Genomic DNA, 20,647 nt, shown 5'->3' with positions numbered 1-20,647 from the left:
GCAACCCCGGCGGCCGTCCGCACATCCTCAAGGACGGTGGGCCCGAACGGGGAGGCGCGCCGCCCGCACAGCCCGTGCATGGAGTGAGTTGGCAATGGTCCATATTTCGGTCGTCGTCCCGTGTTTCAACGAGAGCGAGGTGATCGACGCGTTCCACAACGCGCTGATCGCCGCCCTCGAACCGACAGCGGTGACGTTCGAGGTCTGCTACGTCGACGACGGCAGCAGCGACCGGACCATGGAGCGGCTGAGGGACCTCGCCGCCGCCGACCCGTCCGTGCGTTACACGTCGTTCAGCCGGAACTTCGGCAAGGAGTCCGCGCTGCTCGCCGGGATGCGGATGTCCCGCGGCGCGGTGGTGGTCCTCATGGACGCCGACCTGCAGCATCCGCCCGAGCTCGTCCCCCGCATGCTGGAACTGCACCGGCACGGCTACGACCAGGTCATCGCCCGGCGCGACCGCACCGGCGAGGGCGCCCTGCGGGCCGCGGTGAGCCGGGCCTACTACCGGCTGGTGCGCCGCTTCATGGACGTCGAAATCGTCGACGGGGCGGGCGATTTCCGGCTGCTGTCGCGGCGGGCGGTCGACGCCGTCCTGTCGCTGCCCGAGAGCAACCGCTTCTCCAAGGGGCTGTTCTCGTGGATCGGCTTCGACACGGTCAGCTTCGCGTACGAGAACGTCGAGCGTGCGGCCGGCCAGTCCAAGTGGGGCGGCCGGCGCCTGCTGAACTACGGCATCGACGGGCTGCTGTCGTTCAACAGCCGTCCGCTGCGCCTGGCCATCCACACCGGTCTGTGGCTGTTCCTCTCGGCGTTCGCCTATGCGCTGTGGATCGTCGCCAACGTCGTCCTGAACGGGGTCGAGACCCCGGGATACGCGACGCTCATCACCGCGATCGTCGCGCTCAGCGGCATCCAGCTCGCCACGCTCGGCGTCATCGGCGAGTACGTGGGCCGGATATACCACGAGTCCAAGCGCCGGCCGCACTACGTGGTCCGCGAGACCGACGAATCCACCCCGGCCAGGGCCACGCACGCCCGGCTGGAGACCGCGGGACGGACCCGGCCCAAGCGATGAACCGGCGCTCCCTGCGCCAGTTCGCGTCCTTCGCGGTCGTCGGACTGGCCAACACGGCGGTGTACTACGCCGTCTACGCGACGCTGAACATCTGGCTGCCCTACCTGGCCGCCCATGCCGTGGGGTACGCGGTGAGCGTCACCGGGTCGTTCCTGCTCAACTCGTACGTCACCGTCCGCACCCGGCCCACCTGGCGCGCCTTCGCCCGCTATCCGCTGTCGGGCGCGGTGAACGCGCTCGGCAGCGGCCTGCTGCTGCACCTGGCGGTCAGCCGGCTGCACATGAACGAGAACCTCGCGGCGATCGCCGCGGGCGTGCTCGTCACGCCCCTGTCGTTCCTGCTCGCCCGCTGGGCCATCACCTCCGGGGCGGCCGCCACCCGTCGTTCCGGGTCACGGCCGCCGGAGGACCGGGTCAGGGAAGCCGCGTCCCGCGAGTGACCCGGTCCAGGTGGTAGTAGTCGGCGACGCACTGGGCGGGCCAGATCTTGCGTCCGTTGTCGCCGAACGGCTCCAGCATCTTCGCCACCGAGACCGGCTTGTACGGCAGGACCTCGGCGCCCTCGGCCGCCCGCTCGCGCAGCCACCGGTCCTGGCGGTCCCACTTTTGGGCCCGGACCTCCATCGCCCGCCCCAGCTCGTGCAGCGGACCGGCCAGCCCCAGCACCGTCACGGCACACACCGCGGCGGCGAGGGCGGTCGCCACGGTGCCGGTGCGGGGCGCGGCCGCCCGCGTCCGCAGCGCCCGCCCGGCGAAGGCGCCCAGGGCGACCAGCACCAGCACGTACAGCAGCAGGTAGTCGTTCCACGTCCGCTCGGTGGTGATCACACGGTTCCCGAAGACGGGGTAGGTGATGACCGTGCACAGGTAGCCGGAGAGCAGGAAGGCGAGCACCCCGAGGCCGCCGAGGAGGACGGGCCGGCACGGCAGCAGGACCGGACGCCCGGGGGTGCCCTCCGCACGCCGTGCCATGAGCCCCAGCAGTACCCCGGCCGCGATCGCGCCCACGTACTGCCAGGTGGTCAGGACCGTCTCCAGGATGCGCGCATAGGCGCGCAGGGAGCCGGCCAGCGTCTCGGGGGAGAGCATCGAGGCGGTCTCGGCGCCGTACCGTTCGCGGCGGTTGCGCGAGCCGGGGGACGTCACCAGCACGATCGTCCCGATCGCGATGCCGGCCATGCCGGCCAGCGACCAGCCCCGGGCGAAGGCCCGGACCCGCTCGGCGAGGACCAGGTGGCCGAGCACGACGACACCGCCGAGGACCACCAGCGCCACGACCGACGCCTCCTCGGACAGCGTGCCCATGAAGACGCCGGACAGGAACACGACCACGAGGGCGGTGACGCGGCCCCGGCGGCCGCGGGCCGCCAGCAGCGGGACGGCCGCCGCGCAGGCCAGTACCGGGGCGAGGGTGTGGGAGACGGAGGCCGCCGGCCAGTAGAACGTCTTGTAGGTGTTCGGCGTGGCGAACAGGAACACCGCCGTGATCATGGACGCGACGAGCAGGGCGACGCCGCGTGGCACGGTCAGCCCCGCCCTGCGCAGCAGCCGCACGGTCAGGGCCCACAGCAGGACCAGCATCAGCACGCCGCTGACCAGGGCGTACCACTGGTGGCCGGCGACGGGGAACTTCGCGTACGGGCCCACGAGCAGTCCGTTGGCGATCCTGCCGTTGTCGGTGAAGTAGAACTTGTCGACGAGTCCCCAGATGCCGTGGTCGCGCACGTGGGGCAGGAAGCACCATTCGTCGGCGCTGGGCCGCACATGGCGGCCCAGCCACGAGGCGGCGGCCAGTAGGCCCAGCGGCAGCAGCGCGAGCCCCACCGGCCAGAGGGTCGTCCATGAGCGGCGCCGGCCACCGCCGTCCTCCCCGCGTCCCGCTCCCGGGTGGTCACCCGGGTCTCTCGGGGCGGTCACACTCGATGCGCCGACGGCCATCTCTTTCACCACTGCCTCTCGGGAAACTACTGGTCCGACACCGAAGAGGTGTTTCCGCGCGATGTCGTTCCTCCTCCACCCGACGCGTCGGCCGCCCGGCGCGCAACCGCCGCTGGATCGGGTGGAGCAGTGCGGCTACGCCGCGAGGAGGCGGTGCATGGAGGCCGTCATGTTCGCGACGAAGGTGTCGCGTACGTCGTCGCCGACCAGGTCGAGGGAGAGGTAGGGGTTGAGGTCCTCCAGTTCGACGAGGAGGAGCTCCCCGTCGGGGGTGCGACAGGCGTCGACGCGCTGGATGCCGTGGTCGACGGTGTTCCAGTCGACGAAACGCTGGGCGAAGACGAGATCGGCGCCGGTGGGCGCGTACGGCTCCAGGACCCAGCGCCGGTCCGGGTCGGGGGCGTGGAGGGCGTACTGGAAGGCCCGGTCGACGAAGTAGAACGAGACCTCGTAGCGGAAGCGGATGCGGGGCTGGACGAGGACACCGCCGTGGGTGAGGGCGGGGAGCCGGTCCCGGGGAACGAACCGGAGGCCTATGGAATCGGCGCCGAGCTTCGGCTTGACGACGTACTCGTCCGCCTCGGGCAGCCGGTGGAGGTCCTGCGGCCGGTCGACGGTGGGGATGACGGGGTGACCGGCGGCACTGAGGTCGACGAGATACTGCTTGCCGGCCATGTCGGCCCTGCCGGTGAGCTGGCTGTGGACGCGCACGCCGTCGCGGAGCGCACGGGCGCGGAACGCGTCGTACTGCTCCTGGTAGTGGATGACCGGTCCGCTGTTGCGGACGACGACGAGGTCGTGGGCGTCCATCGGGGCGGCGGCGTCCAGGGGGTGGCACAGGGCGATGTCGAACGCCTCGCGCAGCCGGGAGGTGAGGAAGATGTCCTCGTCGCAGTACCGGCGTCCGCGGGCCTGGTAGGCGAGGTCGGTGACGTACAGGACTCTGGGGCGGGGCGCGACGGGGGGCACGTTTCTCCTGGTGGTGGGGCCGGCTGAGCAAAGTACCCGACCGGCTCGGGGCCCTCCCGCCCGGGTTCAGGGGCGGCGGGCGACCACCAGGCGGCAGCGGGGGCTGCCGTCGGGACGGCGGCCGAGCGCCTCGAGGGGGAGGAGCCGCACGTCGAAGCCGGTCGTGGTGAGGTCCGCGACGACGTCCGGGAGGCGGAACGTGCGGTAGTACATGATGAAGCGCGGGCGCCACACCAGGTTGCGCAGGCGCATGCCCGCGTCGAACCCCCACAGCGCCCAGTAGGGCAGGGAGCCGGTCCGGGGCGGCGCGGCGACGGGGAACGCGAACCGGCCGCCGGGCCGCAACGCCGCCCGCACCTGGGCGAACAGGGCGGGCCGTTCGGCGGGCAGGAAGTGGCCGAACGCGCCGAAGCTCACGGCGAGGTCGAAGGTGTCGCGGAAGGGCAGGGCGAGGGCGTCGGCCCGCACCCAGTGCGTCGCCGGCGCCTCGGAGGCGGGCGGCAGGCCGGTCCGCGCGCGGGCCCGGGCGAGCATGCCGGCGCTGAAGTCCACCCCGGTCACCTGTTCCCGGCACAGCCCGCGCAGCACGTCCGTGCCGGCGCCGGTGCCGCAGCAGACGTCGAGGCCGGTGCGGAAGGGCCCGAGCGGCCGCAGGGCGCCCGCTACGGCGTCCAGGACGGCGTCCGGCGTCCGGAACGGGGTCTCGTCGAACTTGGGCGCCAGCAGGTCGTAGCCCGCCTGTGTGGAGGAGAGCGCCTGGACGGCCAGTTCGCGGAAGGTGGGTCCGTCGGGGGTGAACATCGGTGGCCAGCTTAGTGCGCGGGCGTCAGATGATCTCGGCGTCGAAGAAGTCGAAGGGCAGCACCGCCTCGGTTCCGCCGTTCTTCGGGGTGCTGCCGGGGAGCGCCAGTTCGGCCCAGATGACCTTGCCCTGGGGGGTGTAGCGGGTGCCCCACCGTTCGGCGAGCTGGGCGACGAGGAACAGGCCGCGGCCGCCCTCGTCGGTCGTCGCGGCGTACCGCAGATGGGGCGAGGTGCTGTTGTGGTCGGCCACCTCACAGGTCAGGACGCGGTCGTGGAGGAGGCGGACCTTGACGGGTGCGGCACCGTAGCGGATGGCGTTGGTGATGAGTTCGCTGAGGATGAGCTCGGCGGAGAACGCCAGCTCGGACAGACCCCACTCGTCGAGCTTGCGGACGGCGGCGGAGCGGATGGGGGCGACCGCCTCGGGGTGCATGGGGACGTCCCAGTCGGCGACGCGTTCGGCGCCGAGGACCCGGGTGCGCGCGATGAGCAGGGCGACGTCGTCCTTGGGGTGGGCGGGCAACAGGGCGTCGAGCACGACCTGGCAGCTCTCCTCCGGGCTCCGGTCCGCATGGGCGAGGGCGTCGCGGAGCAGTTCGAGCCCGACGTCGATGTCGCGGGTGCGGTCCTCGATGAGCCCGTCGGTGTAGAAGACGAGCTTGCTGCCCTCGGCCAGTTCGAGTTCGGTGGTCTCGAACGGTATGCCGCCGAGCCCGAGAGGCGGTCCGGCCGGCAGGTCGGGGAACTCGACGGTGCCCATGGGGTGGACCAGCGCGGGCAGCGGATGACCGGCCCGTGCCATGGCGCAGCGCCGGGAGACCGGGTCGTAGACCGCGTAGAGGCAGGTGGCGCCGGTCATTCCGGCGTTGGAGCCGCTGGTGTCCAGCTCGTCCTGGTCGATCCGGCCCACCAGGTCGTCGAGACGGCCGAGGAGCTCGTCGGGCGGCAGGTCGAGGGTGGAGAAGTTGTGGACGGCGGTGCGGAGCCGTCCCATGGTGGCGGCGGCGTGCAGGCCGTGCCCGACGACGTCGCCGACGACGAGGGCGACCCGGCTGCCGGGGAGCGGGATCACGTCGAACCAGTCGCCGCCGACGCCCGACTGGGCGGGCAGATAGCGGTGGGCGACTTCGAGGGCGCTCTGTTCCGGCAGTGCGCGCGGCAGCAGGCTGCGCTGGAGCGTCACCGCCATGGCGTGTTCGCGGGTGTAGCGGCGGGCGTTGTCGATGCAGACGGCGGCCCGGGTGACGAGCTCCTCGGCCAGGGCGAGGTCCTCGTCCTCGAACGGTTCGGGCTTCTCCGAGCGCCAGAAGTTGGCGACGCCGAGGACGACCCCGCGGGCGGTCAGGGGCACGGTGAGCAGGGAGTGGATGCCGTACTCGACGATCCGGGCGGCCCGCTCGGGGTCCTGGGCCTGCCAGCCGGGCGCCCGGGAGAGGTCGGGGACGATCTCGGCCCGGCCGGTGCCGAAGCCGCGTGCCTGCGGGGTCGACGGCAGGAAGCCGATCATCCGGCCGCGCGGGTAGAGGGGGTGGTCGTCGCGGATGCCGCCGACGGCGGTGCGGCGCATGTCGGCGCTGGTGCCGGTCGGTTCCTCGCCGCGGAGGACGGCGTCGGCGAGGTCGACGGTGACGAAGTCGGCGAAGCGCGGGACGGCGACCTCGGCGAGCTCCTCGGCGGTGCGCGCCACGTCGAGTGTGGTGCCGATGCCGACCCCGGCGTCGTAGAGCAGGTTGAGGCGCTTGCGGGCGACCTCGGCCCGGCCGGTGAGGGCGCGCAGCTCGGTGGTGTCGCGGATGGTGGCGACGGTGCCTGCGGGGCCGCCGTGCCGGTCGGTGGGGCGCTGGTTGACGGCGAGGAGCCGGTCGGCCGCGGGGACGACCTCGTCGGTGGCGACGCGGCCGGAGCAGATCAGTTCGGCCATCCGGGGGTCGAGGCCCGGGAGGTCCCTGATGTTGCGCCCCTCCGCGTGCGGGGGCAGGTGGAGCAGCCGCTCGGCCTCGTCGTTGGCGAGCAGGAGCCGTCCGTCCTCGGCGACGATGACCACGCCTTCGCGGACCGCGTGCAGAACGGCGTCGTGGTGTTCGTACACCCGGGTCATCTCGGCGGGGCCGAGGCCGTGGGTCTGGCGTTTCAGCCGCCGGGCCACGAGTGCCGACCCGGCCGTGGCGACGGCGAGTCCGGCGGCGCTGGTGGCGAGGATGACGGGCAGCTGGCGGTTGACGACGCCGGTCACGTTCTTGACCTTGAGTCCTGCCGAGACCAGGCCGACGACCTGGTCCTCGTTGTTGGTCACCGGGACGACGGCCTGCACTTCGTCGCCCAGGGGGCCGTTGACGTGTTCGGTGTGGACTTCACCGGCCAGCGAGGGCTCTATGGTGCCGACGAAGCGGCCGCCGATGCGCTCGGGCTGGGGGTGTGTGTAGCGGATGCCGCCGGTGTCCATGACGACGATGAAATCGACGCCCGCGCGCTTGCGGGCGGTCTCGGTGAGCGGTTGGAGAAGGGCGGTCGGGTCGGGGGATCTCAGCGCGTCCTGGAGGCCCGGCGAATGAGCGAACGTTTCGGCGACCGCGATCGACCGGTTCCTGGCTTCCCGGTCACTGTCGTTCCTGGACTGGAGGAGCAGCGCCAGCACGGCGCCGAGAACCAGCAGCACGACGAGCGCCACCTGCAGGACGAAAACCTGCCCCGCGACGCTCCGTGGACGTCTCTCGATCAGTGACCGGACCGAAACACCGCGGAATCGGTCGAGAAGTTTGACCACGCTCAATTACTAGCACTGCACGCCCGTCGTGGACCATGAGTGACCGTCGGTCACGGAGCGACCACGAAGCGGAAGAGCGGGTCCGGTTCCGGTTTTGCCGTCGACGGCTGGAAGCCGCGCTTCCCCCATGCCCCGGACAACGTTGCGCCAACGAAGACCCAAATCGAACGCCGTTCGGCCGTGCGGTCATACTTTTCGTGGCGTGACATCGATATCAGACGGCATAGCGGAGGGCGGGCCGCGCCGGCGTCCCGCCCTCATCCCCTCCCCCACCGCCCGCCGCACCCTGCTGCGCGCGGCCGTCGGGGGCGGCGCGGCGATCGGCGCGGGACTGGCCCTGGGTCCGGGCAGCGCGGGCGCGGTGGCGCCCGGCCGCCCCGTGGGCGCGCGCCCGGCCGGCGCGACGCGCCCGAGGACTCCCGCCGCCGCGCTGCGGGAGCTGCTCCACGGGAACGCCCGCTGGCGGACCCGGCACCAGACACACCCGCACGAGACGGAGGCGGACCGGATGCTGGCGGTCTCGGGTCAGCATCCGTTCGCCGTCGTGCTGGGCTGCATCGACTCGCGCGTGGCCCCCGAGCTCGTCTTCGACCAGGGCCTGGGTGATCTGATGACCGTCCGGTCGGCGGGCGAGGTCCTGGACGAGGCCGTCCTCGGCAGCATCGCCTACGGTGCGCTGGAGCTGGAGATCCCGCTGATCATGGTGCTCGGCCACCAGTCGTGCGGCGCCGTCGCGGCGGCGGTGCACGCGGACGAGACCGGAGAGGAACTGCCTGCCCACATCGAGTACGTCGCCGAGCAGATCCGGCCCGCCATCGACCACACCCGGACCGGTCCGGCCCGTATCGACGCCACGATCACGGCGAACGTGCGGCGCGTACGCGACCTGCTGGCGGCCGAACCCGATCTCGCCGCCAGGGTGGCGGCCGGGAAGCTGGCCGTCGTGGCCGCGCGCTACGAGTTGACGAACCAGCTGGTGCACCACATCCGCTGACCCGCCGGAGCTTTCCCCAGGGGCCGGACGCGGCCGGGCGGGCCGGTCCTGGGGAATGTCACGCGACATGGCCTCGTCCGCGCGCCGGCGCGGGTGCGGTGGGGCCCGGTGCGTGCGCTCGTGAGGCGGAGGAGGGGGCCACGCGTCGAGGGCACATCCGGCGCCCGGGGGCCACGGGAACACGGGCGACCGACGACACCCACGCGGCAGCCGCGCGTGCCGGGGCTCGCGACCGACCCGGCACGATCCGAAAGCAGCGCCTTAAGCGACCCCCTGGGGCCGGAACTGGATGCTGATGCGGGGTCCGACGCCCTTCGCGGTCTTGGGGATCGCGTGCTCCCAGGTCCGCTGGCAGGAGCCGCCCATCACGATCAGGTCGCCGTGACCGAGCGGCACCCGGCGGGCCGCGGCGCCGCCACCGCGGGGCCTGAGCGCGAGGTCCCGCGGCTCGCCCACGGACAGGATCGCCACCATGGTGTCCTCCCGGTCCCCGCGGCCGATGCGGTCGCCGTGCCAGGCGACGCTGTCCCGGCCGTCGCGGTAGTAGCAGAGGCCGGCGGTGGCGAACGGCTCGCCCAGTTCGCCGGCGTAGTGCGCGGACAGGGCGTCCCGGGCTTCGCCGAGGACGGGGTGCGGGAGGGCGTCGCCGTCGCGGTAGTACGCGAGCAGCCGGGGCACGTCGACCTCGTGGTCGTACATCCGGCGCCGTTCGGCCCGCCAGGGCACATGGCCGGCGAGCTCTTCGAACAGGGCGTCCGCCCCGTGCAGCCAGCCCGGCAGCAGGTCGATCCAGGCGCCGCCGCCCAGCACGGTGCGGCGGACGCCGTCGAGCGGACCGAGGCGGATCTCGTCGGTCTGGTCGAAGAGCGAGCCTTGCAGATGTGCGGACATGCCCCCAGCGTAACCAGAAAACCGAACGTATGAGCTATTCGGTGTGCGGGGCGGCCGGTGGAGGGTCAGACGCGCAGGCGCTGCCGCGCCCGCACGCCCTCACCCAGCGGAGCCACCCCGTGCGCCTTGCGGGAAGGGCTGCTTCCGGCGGGGCGGCGCGTGACGGCCACCCAGGCCGAGTACGAGGAGTCGCATCTGCGCCGGCTCCGTCTGGTCCGGGCGCTGGTCCAGGTCGGTGGCCTGCCGGTGGCGACCGTCCGCGAGGTCCTGGCCGCGGCCGACGACGAATCACTGGGCCGCACGATGCGGCTCGGGGCCGCCCTGTGGGCGCTGCCCCGGGGCGCCGAGGCCCCGGAGGACGATCTCGAGACCCTGGAAGCCGACGAGGAGATCGGCCGGCTGCTGGCGGAGCTGGGCTGGACCCCCGCCCGGGAGCTCGGCCGGCTCTCCCCCGCACACCGCGCGCTCGCCACCACCGTGGCCACGCTCAAACGGCTCGGTTTCCCCTGCGGTCCGGACGAACTGCGCCCCTACGCCCGGCGGATGGCCAAGGTGGCCGCACACGACCTCGACGTCCTGGACAGCCTGCCGACGGAAGGGGAACAGGTGGAGACCACGGTGGTCTCGGCGGTACTGTTCGATCCCGTGCTGCTCGCTCTCCGGCGGCTCGCCCAGGAGGAGGAGAGCGCACGGAGGTACGGCCTGTGACCACCCCCCGTCACCCACGCCGCGCCGCCCGCGTCGCGGTGCTCGCCCCCGACGGGGCGGTCTTCCTGCTGCGCTACGACAACGAGGAGGTCGGCGTCCACTGGGCGATGCCGGGCGGCGGCCTCGACCCCGGCGAGACGCCGCTCGCGGGCGCCCTGCGCGAACTGCGCGAGGAGACCGGCTGGACCGACCTGTCCCCGGGCCCGCTGCTGTGCACCTGGGAGCACGACTTCACCCGGGCGGGCGTCCCGGTCCGCCAGCACGAGCACATCTACCTCGCCCACGGCCCGCACCGGCCGCCGGCCGCCCATGCGGCGGCCGCGCATGCCGAGGACCGGATCCTGGGCTGGCGGTGGTGGTCCCCGCACGAGCTGGCCACCTCCCCCGACGCCCTCTGGCCACCGCAACTCCCCGACCTGCTGGCGCCCTTGCACCACCGCCCGGAGCGCCCCGTCCCACCACCGGTCGATCTGGGCTTCGTCGCGCAGAACGCGTGAGGGCGGGACGCACCCCGGGACGGCGGGCTGCGGGATAATGCGGGCATGCGCATTTCAGCCAGGGCCGACTATGCGGTGCGTGCCGCGCTGCACCTCGCCGCCGCCCAGGACACGGGCCCCCTCAAGGCTGAGGCGATCGCCGAGTCCCAGAGCATCTCCCACAAGTTCCTGGAGGGCATCCTCAGCGACATGCGCCGCGGCGGGCTGGTGTTCAGCCAGCGCGGCGGCAACGGCGGCTACTGGCTCGCCAAGCCCGCGGACTCGATCTCCATCGCCGACGTCATCCGGGTGGTGGACGGCCCGCTCGTGTCGGTGCGCGGAGTCCGGCCGCCGGAGCTCTCGTACACCGGTCCCGCGGAGTCGCTGCTGCCGCTGTGGATCGCGGTGCGCGCCAATGTGCGGCAGATCCTGGACCGGGTGACCCTCGCCGACGTCGCGTCGGCCGAACTGCCCGGCCATGTCACCGAGTTGGCCGAGGACCCGGCCGCCTGGACCAACCCCTGACCCGAACTCGGGCTCACCGATCAGCATACGGAACGGATTGTCCACCCTTCGAACGCCCTCTGTGGTGGACGGCCCGCCTCTGCGAGTATCCCTACCAATCCGATGGGGAAACTAGGATTCTTGTGAGGTCACTCCGTGCATACGACGACCGCGCCACACCACCCGGCCGGCGAGACGATCTGGCCACGTGTCACCCGGGAACTGGCGGACGATCTCGCGTTCGACGCGCCGGCCCGGGACCGGGCGGGCAAGCCGCCGTTCGACGAGGCCGTACGACTCCGGGAGGCGGGGCTGATCACGCTGCTGACGCCCCCGGGCCGTGACCGGTCAGGCGCGGACTGGCACACCGCGTCGGCCGTGGTGCGGGAGATGGCGACGGCCGACAGCTCCATCGGCGAGCTCCTGGCCCACCACTACGTCCTGTCCTGGAGCGCCCGATTCTTCGGCGGCAACCGCGACGCCCGGCGCTTCGAGCGACGGGCCGCGCAGGAGGGCTGGCTACTCGCAGGGGGCTTCGAGCCGCCCGAGGCGGAGAGGGGGACCGGACTGACGCTGACGCCGGCCGACGACGGGTACGTCCTCGACGGACGCCGCGACTTCAGCACGGGAGTCGCCGTCGCGGACCGCCTCGTGGTCGGCGCCCGTTGTGCCGGCTCCGGGGACTTACTGGTCGTCCTGGTGGACCCGGCACACCCCGGGGTGACCGCCACGCCCGCCGGCGACCGGCTCGGACAGCGGCTCTCGGGGGGCGGCAGCGTCGTGTTCGACGGCGTCCCCGTCGAACACGACCGGGTTTTCGGCGCCCTGCCCCGGGACGAGCACGCCGTCCCGCCGTTCACCGCACTGGCTCCGCTCGCGTCGCGGCTGGGTCTCGTGCAGGTCGCGCTGGGCATCGCCGAAGGCGCCCTGGCCGAGGCTCGCGACCTCAGCCGCGCCGCACGGGCCGAGTGGCCGCCCACCGGCCCGGACGACGGCGCGCCGGACGCGCGCCTCGAACGACCGAGCGACGACCCGTACCTCCTGCTCGCCTACGGCGAGCTCGCGACCTCGGCGCACGCGGCGTCGTCGGTCGCCGAGCACGCCACGGAGGCGCTCGCGGAGGGGCTGCGCGCCGGCCACGCCCTGGGCGCCGGCCAGGGGGCCGACATAGCCGTCCTGGTGGCCGCCGCGGAAACCGTCGCCGGCCGGTCGGCCGTGGACCTGACGACCCGCGTACTGGAGCTGACCGACGGCGCCGGGCTCGACCGGTTCTGGCGCAACGCCCGGGTTCTGACCGCCCGCGGTTCCTCCGCCCACGCCCTGCGGGACATAGGCGACCACTACCTCAACGGCAGACACCCGCGCCTCACGGCACGGGGGTGAGACCGCCCCGGGCCGGGCCCTCCCGGCCCGTGCTCAGGGAGCCGCTCACGGTCCGGAGCCGGTGCCGGGCAGGTACTCCTGGTCGTGGGCGGGGGCGTTCGGAAGCTCGCGGTCGAGCGACTCCCGGTAGGCGACGCACCCCCGCAGGAACCGCGGCCACGGCGGCACGGCCACCTCGGGGTCGGCGGGCTCGGGCAGGAGCGCCCACAACCGCGGATGGTGCCAGCACAGGTCGTGGCCGGTGCTGTCCCGGTGGGCGCGGATGCCGGCGCGGAGCCGCTTCACCTCCTCGATGAGCTCGTCCCGGCCCAGCTGTCGCAGATCGCCGTCAAGGTCCACGCGCGCAGCGTAGGCGCGGCGGCCCTCGTTCACACGGAGGTGACGAAGCGGTCGAGGAGCGTGTCCAGGCCGGTGACGAGCGCCTCCTCACCGGCCCGTTCCGCGAGCGCGGGCGCGGCGGCGCGCAGACGGGGCAGCTCTCTCGCGGGCATGCGCTGCAGGCCCAGCCGGATGGCGGGCTCCGGCTCGTCCGGGTCGTCCACCACGGCGGCCAGTTCGACGAGCACATAGCCGAGGACCCAGGCGACGACGGAGCGGTGGGCCAGCTGGGTGCGGTGGTCGCCGGCCCCTGCGTGGTCGAGCAGCGCCAGGATGTGCTCATGCCCGCGCAGTACCGTCCGCGGGCGCCGGGCGAGGGGCACGGCGAGCATGCGGGTGGCCAGCAGCGGGACGACCTGTGGGTGGCGGAGCGAAAGACGGTAGGTCTCGCGAGCCGTTCGGTGCAGCTCCGCCCTCCAGTCGGCGCCCTCCGTGCCTCCGGCGGCTCCGGCGGCTTCCGTGTCTCCGGCGGCTCCGGCGGCGGAGACGCCGCCAACCCCGAGGGTGTCCAGCAGCTCACCGAAGAACGCCTCGACCAGGCCGTCCAGCAGGGCGTCCTTGCCGTCGGCGTACCGGTAGAGGGCCATCGCCTCGACCCCCAGCTCCGAGGCCAGGCGGCGCATGCTCAGCGCCGAGAGGCCCTCCCGGTCGACCAGTGCGAGGGCGGTGGCCAGCACGAGCTCCCGGCTCAGCCGGCCGCGCCGCCGGGGCCCCTCGGACCTGGTCCGCTTCGGCATCTCACGCCTCCGAGAGCGCTGCAGCCGCCTTGACCCCCCTTACACATCGGCGCAAAGTGTACGTATACGCCGTAAATATAACCCGAACGGACGTATGGGTGGAGACGGGTGGACACGATCACGCGTCGTACAACGGGGGCCGTGCCGACCGGCCGGTACACAGCCGGCGGAAGGCCGGGCCCGCTCCTACGGCGTCTGATGACCGGTTACGTCCTCTTCGTCGTCCCGTTCACCGTCGGCTATCTGCTCTTCCCGTCCCTGCACACCAGCATGTGGGCGACGATCGGTGTCGCGGGGGTCGCGGCGATCCTCGTCGGCGTCCACCTCAACAAGCCGGCCCGGCGCTGGCCGTGGTTCATGCTCGCCGCGGCGAACCTGGCCTTCACGGCCGGTGACACGACGTACAACCTGCTCGAGGCGGTCTTTCACCAGTCCAACCCGTTCCCGTCGCTCGCGGACGTCTTCTACCTGTCCACCTATCCGCTGTTCGCCGCCGGGATCTTCGGCTTCGTCCGCCACCGCACCGAGGCCCGCGACCTGGCCAGTCTGCTGGACGCGCTGATCCTGACGTCCGGGCTGGCGCTGCTCTCCTGGGTACACCTGATCAATCCGCTGGCGACGGCCGAGGACCAGACCTGGGTGCAGCGGGCGGTCGCCATCGCCTACCCGCTCGGCGACGTACTGGTCCTGGCGATGCTCGTCCGGCTGCTCGCCTTCGGCGGCACCCGTGAACGGTCCGTGCAGCTGCTCGCCCTCGGCACCTGCGGCATCCTCGTCTCCGACGTGCTCTACGGACTGCTGCAGCTGGAGGGCACCTGGCAGGTCGGCACCGTGATGGACCTGGGCTGGGTGGTCTTCTTCACCGCCTGGGGCCTGGCCGCGCTGCATCCGTCCATGGTGCGGCTGACCGAGCGCGTCCCGCAGCCGGCGGCCGGTATCGCCAAGCGCCGCCTCGCCGTCCTCGCCGGGGCGTCCCTCGTCGCACCGCTGATGCTGCTGACCCAGTCCCTGAGCGGCAACACCCGTGACGCCGCCGTCATCGCCGGGTTCTCCGGCGTGATGTTCCTGCTGGTGATGGCACGGTTGCGGGAGCTGGTCTCGGAGCACCGCAGGGCCGTGACCCGCGAGCGGAGCCTGCGGATGGCCGCCGCGTCACTCGTCGGCGCGGTCACGCCCCAGGACGTCTCGCGGTGCGTCGAGGCGGCCGCCGACACGCTCTTCGGCGCGGGTGTTCCCCACCGAGCCGTGCTGCTGGTGGTGGACGACGACCGGCGCCTCCGCCCGGTCGCCGGCCCGGAGAATGCGTGGAACCGGGGCGTCGACGACGACCCCGGGAGCGGTGGCCCCGCCGGCGCCGGCGGCGGCACGGGCGAGGGCGCCGAGGAGCGGCGGCACGACGCCGAAGAGAGCGGCGCGACGCCCGAGCCGCTCACCGGCGGGACCCGGCTCGTCGACGTCGCCGAGCTCGGCCCGGAAGCGGCGGCCGTGCTCGCGCCCTCGGCCGGAGCGCTGCTCTGCCCGCTGGCCCTGCGGTCGCCCGAGTCGCCCGAACCCATGATCGGGGCCCTGGTGGTGGCGGGGCCGCCCCGGGACCTGGAGAGGCTCGCGATCTCGGTCGAGTCGCTGGCCGCCCAGGCGGCGCTGGCGCTGGAGCGCGTCGTCTTCAGCGAGGAGATCAACCGCCGCCGCAGTGAAGCGTACTTCCGGACGCTTGTGCACAACGCGTCCGACGTCATCCTGATCGTGGACGACGACGACACGGTCCGCTACGCCAGCCCCTCCGCCGAGGGGATGTTCGGCGGAGCGGTCCTCTCCGGGACGCCGCTCGCCCTCCTGGTCGACACCCAGGACCGCGAACGCGCGATCCGTACGCTCGACCGGGTCCGCGAGAGCCGGTCACGGGACGTCCACGACAACTGGCGGGTCCTGCGCGCCGGCGACCAGCGGCTGGACGTGGAGGTCCGGTGCAGCAACCTCCGCCAGGAGCGGACCGTCCACGGCATCGTGCTCACCCTGCGGGACGTGACGGAGCAGCGGCAGCTGGAACGGGAACTCACCCACCGGGCCTTCCACGACTCGCTGACCGGGCTGCCCAACCGGGTCCTCCTGCTGGAACGCATCGAGCGCGCCCTGGTGCGCGGGCGGCGCGAATCCACCCTCGCCTGTGTGCTCTTCGTCGACCTCGACGACTTCAAGGTCGTCAACGACACGCTGGGGCACTCCGTCGGCGACGAGCTGCTGGTCTCCGTGGCACGGCGGCTGGCGGCGACCCTGCGGCTCAGCGACACCGCCGCTCGGCTCGGCGGCGACGAGTTCGCCGTACTGATGGAGGGCGCCGAGGGGCCCGACGACGCGGAGCTGCTCGCCGCCGAGGTGGTCCGGGCGCTGAGTCGCCCGTTCCGGCTGACCACCGGCTCGACCAGCGTGTCGGCCTGTGTGGGGGTGGCCACGGCGCTGGACAGCGACGAGGCGGAGGAGTTGCTCGGCCACGCCGACCTCGCGCTGTACGCGGCGAAGACGGCCGGCAAGCGGCAGTGGCAGCGCTACCGGCCCGATCTGCACACGGGCATGGTGGAGCGCCATGAGCTGCAGGCCGGTCTGGACAGCGCCATCGACGAGGAGGCGTTCGCGCTGCGTTACCAGCCGATCGTCGAACTCGCGGACGGTTCGGTCACCGGCTTCGAGGCACTGATCCGCTGGCCGCACCGCCGCCGTGGTCTCGTCCCGCCCGAGCAGTTCATCACCCTCGCCGAGGAGACCGGGCACATCATGCCGCTCGGCGCGTGGGTCCTCGAGCGGGCCGCGAGTGACGTCGCCCGCTGGCAGCGGTCCCGGTCGCGCAGGGCCCCGCTGCGGCTCAACGTCAATGTCTCGTCGCGGCAGTTCGTGGATCCCGCCTTCGTCGACGACATCCGCCGGGTGCTCGACACGTCCGGACTCGCCCGCGGCTCCCTCGTCCTGGAGATCACCGAGTCCGTGCTGATGCGGCGCGACGAGCAGATCCGGGCCTCCATGCGCACCCTGCAGGACCTCGGGGTCTCCATCGCGATCGACGACTTCGGGACGGGGTTCTCCTCACTGAGCTACCTGCGGGAGTTCCCGATCGACGTCCTCAAGGTCGACAAGTCGTTCATCGACGACATCGTCACGGACGGGCAGCAAGTGGCCCTGGTGGAAGGCATCGTCCGCATCGCCGACGTCCTGGGACTGCAGGTGATCGCCGAGGGCATCGAGAACGCCGGGCAGTGCGACCTGCTCTCGGCCATGGGCTGCCGGCTCGGCCAGGGCTATCTCTTCGCCCGGCCGATGACCGCCGACGAGGCGCAGCGGTTCCTCCTGGTGTCCCACGGGCGTGGCGGAGGCACCCCGCCACGGCCCGCCCGGCACGAGCGCGTGACCCGCACGGCGGTCCGCGACGAGGAGCGGGTGGCCGATCTGGCACGGCTGCGGAAGACCAGCAGGATGTGCGACGCGGTGATCGACGAGGTGCACGGCAGGCGCATCCGCAGCGGCGACCGGTGGCTCGCCGACTTCGCCTCCTGCAACTACCTCGGCTTCGACTTCGACCCGGAGATCAGGGCGGCCATCGCTCCCTGCGTACGCCGCTGGGGCACCCATCCGAGCTGGTCCCGGCTCATCGGCAGCCCCCGCCTCTACAACGACATCGAGGAGCGGCTGGCGGGTCTGCTCTGCGCGCCCGACACCCTGCTGCTGCCGACCATCACCCTGATCCACGGCTCGGTGATCCCGGTGCTGGCGGGCGGCGGGCTGGTGTGTGTGGAGGCCCGTGCCCACCGCACCGTGTACGACGGATGCGTCGTGGCGCGCGGGCAGGGCGCCTCGGTGCGGCGCTTTCACGCCGACCGGCCGGGGGAACTGGACCGGTTGCTGGCCTCGGCTCCCGCCGGGGCACCCCGGATGGTCTGTGTCGACGGCGTGAACAGCATGACGGGGAACCTGCCCGACCTGCCAGGACTCGCGCGCATCTGCAGGTCGCGGGAGGCCCTGCTGTACGTGGACGACGCCCATGGCTTCGGGGTCATCGGGGAGCGTGGCCCGGGCGAGACCTCTCCCTACGGGTCCAGGGGCAACGGCATCGTGCGCCACGCCGGGGAGTCGTACGAGGGAATCGTGCTGGTCGCCGGGTTCTCCAAGGCGTACTCGTCGCTGCTGGCGTTCGTCACCGCACCACCCGACCTGAAGGCCCGTCTGAAGGTCGCGGCAGGGCCGTACCTGTACTCGGGGCCGTCGCCGACGGCGTCGCTGGCGACCGCCCTGGCCGGGCTGGACGCCAACGAGCGGCGGGGCGACGCGATCCGCGCGGACCTGCACCGCAAGACGCGGCGGGTGCTGGACCATGTCCGCGCCATGGACGTGGCCACGCCGAACACGGACGGGCTGCCCATCGTCGAGATACCGCTCGCCGACGGCTGGGACCTCGACGCCGTGGGCGACTTCCTCTGGGACCGCGGCATCTATGTGACGCTGGCTCCCTATCCGCTGGTGCCGCGCGGCCAGGTCGGTTTCCGCATCCAGATCACCGCGCTCAACACGGACGGCCAGATCGACCAGCTCAACGCCGCGCTGACCGAGCTCGGTGAACGGTTCCCGCTCAAACGGGGCATGACGCCGCCCGAGCCGCAGAACGGCCCGGAAACACACGGTGGGAGACGGCCATGACCCCCGACCCGCAGGACGACGACGGGGAAGTCCCGCGGCACAACGCCGACGCGGACTGGGACCGCTGGCCGGTCACCGCCTACCTGGCGGAGAACTACCGGCGGATGCACGCTTCGGACGCCACGGTCATCCGCCACCACTCCTCCTTCTACCGGCAGTTCGCGCCCGGCTCCGTCGGGCGTTCGCTGGAGTTCGGGGCGGGCCCGAACCTGTACCCGCTCATGGTCGCCGCCGCGGCCGTCCGGCGCATCGACGCCCTGGAGCCGAGCGCCGGCAACGTGGCCTACCTGGTGGGGCAGCTGGACCGGCCCGACGAGAGCTGGCAGAGCTTCTACGCCCTGTGCCGGCAGCTCGAACCCCGGCTGCCGGGCACGCTCGTCGAGGCCCTGTCGCGGGTGCGGGTCGTGCGGGCCGACGCGACCGCACTGCCGGAGGGGGCCTACGACCTCGCGTCGATGAACTTCGTCGCCGAGAGCGTCACCGAGGACGCCGATGAATTCGCGGCGCTGTGCGGCATGTTCATCGGGGCGGTGCGGCCGGGCGGGCATCTGGTCGCCGCGTTCATGGAGAACATGCCGAGCTACCGGATCGGCGCCGGGCTCGTCTGGCCCGCCTTCCCCGTGGACTCGGCGGCCGTCCGGGAGGTCTTCGCCCCGTATTGCGACGTGCTGCGGGTCACGCGCGTCGACAAGGACCCGACCCTGCCCGACTACGGCGACACGGGGATGGTGCTGCTCCAGGCGGCACGGCGCACCGATCGGTAGGCGGCCGGGCGGGCAGGGCGGAGAGCGACCCGGCCCGGACGGGCGGCCCGGCCCACGGGCGGCCCGGCCCTCGGAAGGCGGCTCAGGCCAGCATGTCCCGGTACAGGCGGGCGTACTGGGCGCCGATCCGCTCCGGCCCGAAGCGCTCCTCGACGGTCTCCCGGCCGCGCCGGGAGAGGACCTCCCACCAGTGGGGGCGCTCCAGGAGCTGGCGCAGGAGGTGGCCGGTGCGCCGGGCGTCGCCGACGGGGGCGCGGAGCACGGTGTCACCGAGCGCCGCGAACTGCGGGTGGTCGCTGAGGATGACCGGTCGTCCGGTGCTCAGTGCCTCCAGGACGGTGAGGGGGATGTCGGTCTTGACGCCGAGCGCGCGGGGGACGAACAGCAGGACGTCCGAGGCGGCCAGCAGCGTGCGCATGTCCGCGACGCGACCGAGGATCTGGACGTCGTCCAAGCCCTCCTGCTGGGCGAGCAGTCGCAGCGCACCGGCGAAGGTGCGGACGTTCTGTCCGGCGCGGGCCCGCAGGGCGAGGGTCAGCCGGAACCGCGCACCGGCGCGGGTGGCCACGGCGGCGGCCCGGACGGCCTCCTCGGCGCCTCCGCGCGGGTCGTGGTGGCCGGTGACCAGGACCACCGGTGTGGGCCCGGAAGGGCGGGGGGTGTAGGGCCACTGGTCGAGCCGGACCGCAGGGGGGACGACGAGCACCTCACCGAAACCGGCGGTGCCGAGTTCCGCGGCGGTCACCGTGGACAGGGCGACGGTCTGGCCGAGCGGGCGTGAGCGGCGCAGCAGACGGCGGTCGCGGACGCCCGGGACGGTGTGCAGAACCGGCGTGCCGCGCAGGAGCGGTGGCCACAGGCGGGAGAAGAGTGGGTAGCCCTCGCCGATCGACAGCACGGCGTGGACGAGGTCGACGCGGTGGGCGAGGACGGCCGCCGCGGCTGCCGCCTGGAGGGGCTCGTGGATGCCGTGGAGGGCGTCGGGGGCGAGCAGGGGGACGGGACGGCCGTCGGGGACCGGCGGCGGGCCCGCCCGGCGCGGCCGGCGCGTGAACCAGGTGAACTCGGTGTCCGGGAGCACTCCCGCGACGACGGTGGCGAGTTGTGCGTCCGCGCCCTTCCGGCCGTCCAGGGGGCCGCCGGTGAGCAGCAGGACGCGGGTACGGGGCGCGCTAGTGGCCACGAGCTGCTCCGGTCCGCGCGGTGCCCCCGGGGGGACCGCGGCGCGCCGTTCCGGCACCGGGCGGGGCCCTTCGGGCGCGTTCCGCGGCGATGGCCGTTCCCGGGGCCGGCGGGTGGCCGGCCCGGGGTCCGGCGGGCCGGGGGCGGCGGCCGCTCCCGGTCCGGTGGCCCCACCGGACGGGAAGGGGCCGCGCCACGGTACCGGGGGCCACGGGGGCGGTCGTGCCGCTCAGCCCCAGCGCGGGCACCGGCCGCGTTCCCGCGGCGGTCCCCGGTACCGCTTCCCCGGTAGTGGTGCGGGCGGGCGTCCGCATCCGCCCGGATTCCCGCGACCACCCGGCTGTGACCGTAGTCACGTGGCTTATTGGGGTGTTGGCGCCCGCCCTGCTCGCCACGC

The 20,647-nt window shown here is 73.1% G+C and carries 17 protein-coding genes; 9 read left to right on the top strand and 8 right to left on the bottom strand.

The window, feature by feature from the left end; all coding sequences use genetic code 11:
* The first annotated feature begins 94 nt into the window (after positions 1–94).
* Together ACY34K_RS26635 and ACY34K_RS26630 are read left to right on the top strand one after the other, a co-directional pair.
* Positions 95–1,078, top strand: coding sequence for a glycosyltransferase family 2 protein (locus tag ACY34K_RS26635; protein WP_462751438.1), 984 nt, complete (start codon positions 95–97; stop codon positions 1,076–1,078).
* Positions 1,075–1,518, top strand: a complete 444-nt coding sequence (locus ACY34K_RS26630) for a GtrA family protein (RefSeq protein WP_462751436.1) — start codon at positions 1,075–1,077, stop codon at positions 1,516–1,518. The genes ACY34K_RS26635 and ACY34K_RS26630 overlap by 4 nt, the downstream gene beginning before the upstream one ends.
* On the opposite strand, the gene ACY34K_RS26625 is transcribed toward ACY34K_RS26630, so the two are convergent.
* From ACY34K_RS26625 to ACY34K_RS26610, 4 genes are all read right to left on the bottom strand, one after another.
* Complete coding sequence (locus ACY34K_RS26625; protein WP_462751434.1) at positions 1,493–3,016, bottom strand: DUF6056 family protein; 1,524 nt, start codon at positions 3,014–3,016, stop codon at positions 1,493–1,495. The two genes, ACY34K_RS26630 and ACY34K_RS26625, sit on opposite strands and share 26 nt — an antisense overlap.
* Positions 3,017–3,151: 135 nt before the next feature.
* Complete coding sequence (locus ACY34K_RS26620; protein ID WP_462751432.1) at positions 3,152–3,985, bottom strand: ATP-grasp domain-containing protein; 834 nt, start codon at positions 3,983–3,985, stop codon at positions 3,152–3,154.
* Positions 3,986–4,051: 66 nt separating this feature from the next.
* Entirely contained in the window at positions 4,052–4,786 is a 735-nt protein-coding gene (locus ACY34K_RS26615) for a class I SAM-dependent methyltransferase (protein WP_462751430.1), read from the bottom strand.
* Positions 4,787–4,811: 25 nt separating this feature from the next.
* Positions 4,812–7,553, bottom strand: coding sequence for a SpoIIE family protein phosphatase (locus ACY34K_RS26610; RefSeq protein ID WP_462751428.1), 2,742 nt, complete (start codon positions 7,551–7,553; stop codon positions 4,812–4,814).
* Between the two features lie 202 nt (positions 7,554–7,755).
* Between ACY34K_RS26610 and ACY34K_RS26605 the strand changes: the two genes are divergently transcribed.
* The gene (locus ACY34K_RS26605) at positions 7,756–8,547 is read left to right on the top strand and encodes a carbonic anhydrase (protein ID WP_462751426.1); all 792 of its coding nucleotides are present in this window, start codon (positions 7,756–7,758) and stop codon (positions 8,545–8,547) included.
* A gap of 261 nt (positions 8,548–8,808) precedes the next feature.
* Here ACY34K_RS26605 and ACY34K_RS26600 read toward each other — a convergent pair whose 3' ends face one another.
* Positions 8,809–9,438, bottom strand: a complete 630-nt coding sequence (locus ACY34K_RS26600; protein WP_462751424.1) for an alpha-ketoglutarate-dependent dioxygenase AlkB — start codon at positions 9,436–9,438, stop codon at positions 8,809–8,811.
* Between the two features lie 126 nt (positions 9,439–9,564).
* On the opposite strand from ACY34K_RS26600, the gene ACY34K_RS26595 reads away from it, so the two are divergent.
* From ACY34K_RS26595 to ACY34K_RS26580, 4 genes are all read left to right on the top strand, one after another.
* Positions 9,565–10,146 carry a MerR family transcriptional regulator gene (locus ACY34K_RS26595; protein WP_462751422.1) on the top strand — a complete coding sequence of 194 codons (582 nt, stop codon included), beginning with the start codon at positions 9,565–9,567 and terminating at the stop codon, positions 10,144–10,146.
* On the top strand, positions 10,143–10,643 hold the full coding sequence (locus ACY34K_RS26590) for an NUDIX hydrolase (protein WP_462751420.1): 501 nt from the start codon (positions 10,143–10,145) through the stop codon (positions 10,641–10,643). The genes ACY34K_RS26595 and ACY34K_RS26590 overlap by 4 nt, the downstream gene beginning before the upstream one ends.
* A gap of 45 nt (positions 10,644–10,688) precedes the next feature.
* On the top strand, positions 10,689–11,147 hold the full coding sequence (locus ACY34K_RS26585; protein ID WP_462751418.1) for an RrF2 family transcriptional regulator: 459 nt from the start codon (positions 10,689–10,691) through the stop codon (positions 11,145–11,147).
* 135 nt (positions 11,148–11,282) lie between these two features.
* The gene (locus ACY34K_RS26580) at positions 11,283–12,509 is read left to right on the top strand and encodes an acyl-CoA dehydrogenase family protein (RefSeq protein WP_462751417.1); all 1,227 of its coding nucleotides are present in this window, start codon (positions 11,283–11,285) and stop codon (positions 12,507–12,509) included.
* A 45-nt stretch (positions 12,510–12,554) separates the two neighbouring features.
* On the opposite strand, the gene ACY34K_RS26575 is transcribed toward ACY34K_RS26580, so the two are convergent.
* Complete coding sequence (locus ACY34K_RS26575; protein ID WP_462751415.1) at positions 12,555–12,848, bottom strand: hypothetical protein; 294 nt, start codon at positions 12,846–12,848, stop codon at positions 12,555–12,557.
* A 29-nt stretch (positions 12,849–12,877) separates the two neighbouring features.
* A complete protein-coding gene (locus tag ACY34K_RS26570; protein ID WP_462751413.1) occupies positions 12,878–13,624 on the bottom strand; it encodes a TetR/AcrR family transcriptional regulator in 747 nt (248 codons plus the stop codon).
* 198 nt (positions 13,625–13,822) lie between these two features.
* Here ACY34K_RS26570 and ACY34K_RS26565 point away from each other — a divergent pair, with 198 nt between their 5' ends.
* Complete coding sequence (locus tag ACY34K_RS26565; RefSeq protein WP_462751411.1) at positions 13,823–18,304, top strand: aminotransferase class I/II-fold pyridoxal phosphate-dependent enzyme; 4,482 nt, start codon at positions 13,823–13,825, stop codon at positions 18,302–18,304.
* A complete protein-coding gene (locus ACY34K_RS26560; protein ID WP_462751409.1) occupies positions 18,301–19,068 on the top strand; it encodes a class I SAM-dependent methyltransferase in 768 nt (255 codons plus the stop codon). Before ACY34K_RS26565 ends, ACY34K_RS26560 begins: the two co-directional genes overlap by 4 nt.
* An 82-nt stretch (positions 19,069–19,150) precedes the next feature.
* Here ACY34K_RS26560 and ACY34K_RS26555 read toward each other — a convergent pair whose 3' ends face one another.
* Positions 19,151–20,251, bottom strand: a complete 1,101-nt coding sequence (locus tag ACY34K_RS26555; RefSeq protein WP_462751407.1) for a glycosyltransferase — start codon at positions 20,249–20,251, stop codon at positions 19,151–19,153.
* Positions 20,252–20,647 lie beyond the last annotated feature (396 nt).

Source organism: Streptomyces sp. STAM6, assembly GCF_054963715.1.
The sequence above is the reverse complement of the archived record's forward strand: the minus strand, read 5'-3'. Positions and strand labels throughout refer to the sequence as shown.

Bases quoted from the DNA above. Each gene is read 5' to 3' on its own strand.
- ACY34K_RS26585 (WP_462751418.1), top strand. From the start codon at position 10,689: ATGCGCATTTCAGCCAGGGCCGACTATGCGGTGCGTGCCGCGCTGCAC.
- ACY34K_RS26565 (WP_462751411.1), top strand. From the start codon at position 13,823: ATGACCGGTTACGTCCTCTTCGTCGTCCCGTTCACCGTCGGCTATCTG.
- ACY34K_RS26630 (WP_462751436.1), top strand. From the start codon at position 1,075: ATGAACCGGCGCTCCCTGCGCCAGTTCGCGTCCTTCGCGGTCGTCGGA.
- ACY34K_RS26570 (WP_462751413.1), bottom strand. From the start codon at position 13,624: ATGCCGAAGCGGACCAGGTCCGAGGGGCCCCGGCGGCGCGGCCGGCTG.
- ACY34K_RS26600 (WP_462751424.1), bottom strand. From the start codon at position 9,438: ATGTCCGCACATCTGCAAGGCTCGCTCTTCGACCAGACCGACGAGATC.
- ACY34K_RS26560 (WP_462751409.1), top strand. From the start codon at position 18,301: ATGACCCCCGACCCGCAGGACGACGACGGGGAAGTCCCGCGGCACAAC.
- ACY34K_RS26625 (WP_462751434.1), bottom strand. From the start codon at position 3,016: ATGGCCGTCGGCGCATCGAGTGTGACCGCCCCGAGAGACCCGGGTGAC.
- ACY34K_RS26635 (WP_462751438.1), top strand. From the start codon at position 95: ATGGTCCATATTTCGGTCGTCGTCCCGTGTTTCAACGAGAGCGAGGTG.
- ACY34K_RS26615 (WP_462751430.1), bottom strand. From the start codon at position 4,786: ATGTTCACCCCCGACGGACCCACCTTCCGCGAACTGGCCGTCCAGGCG.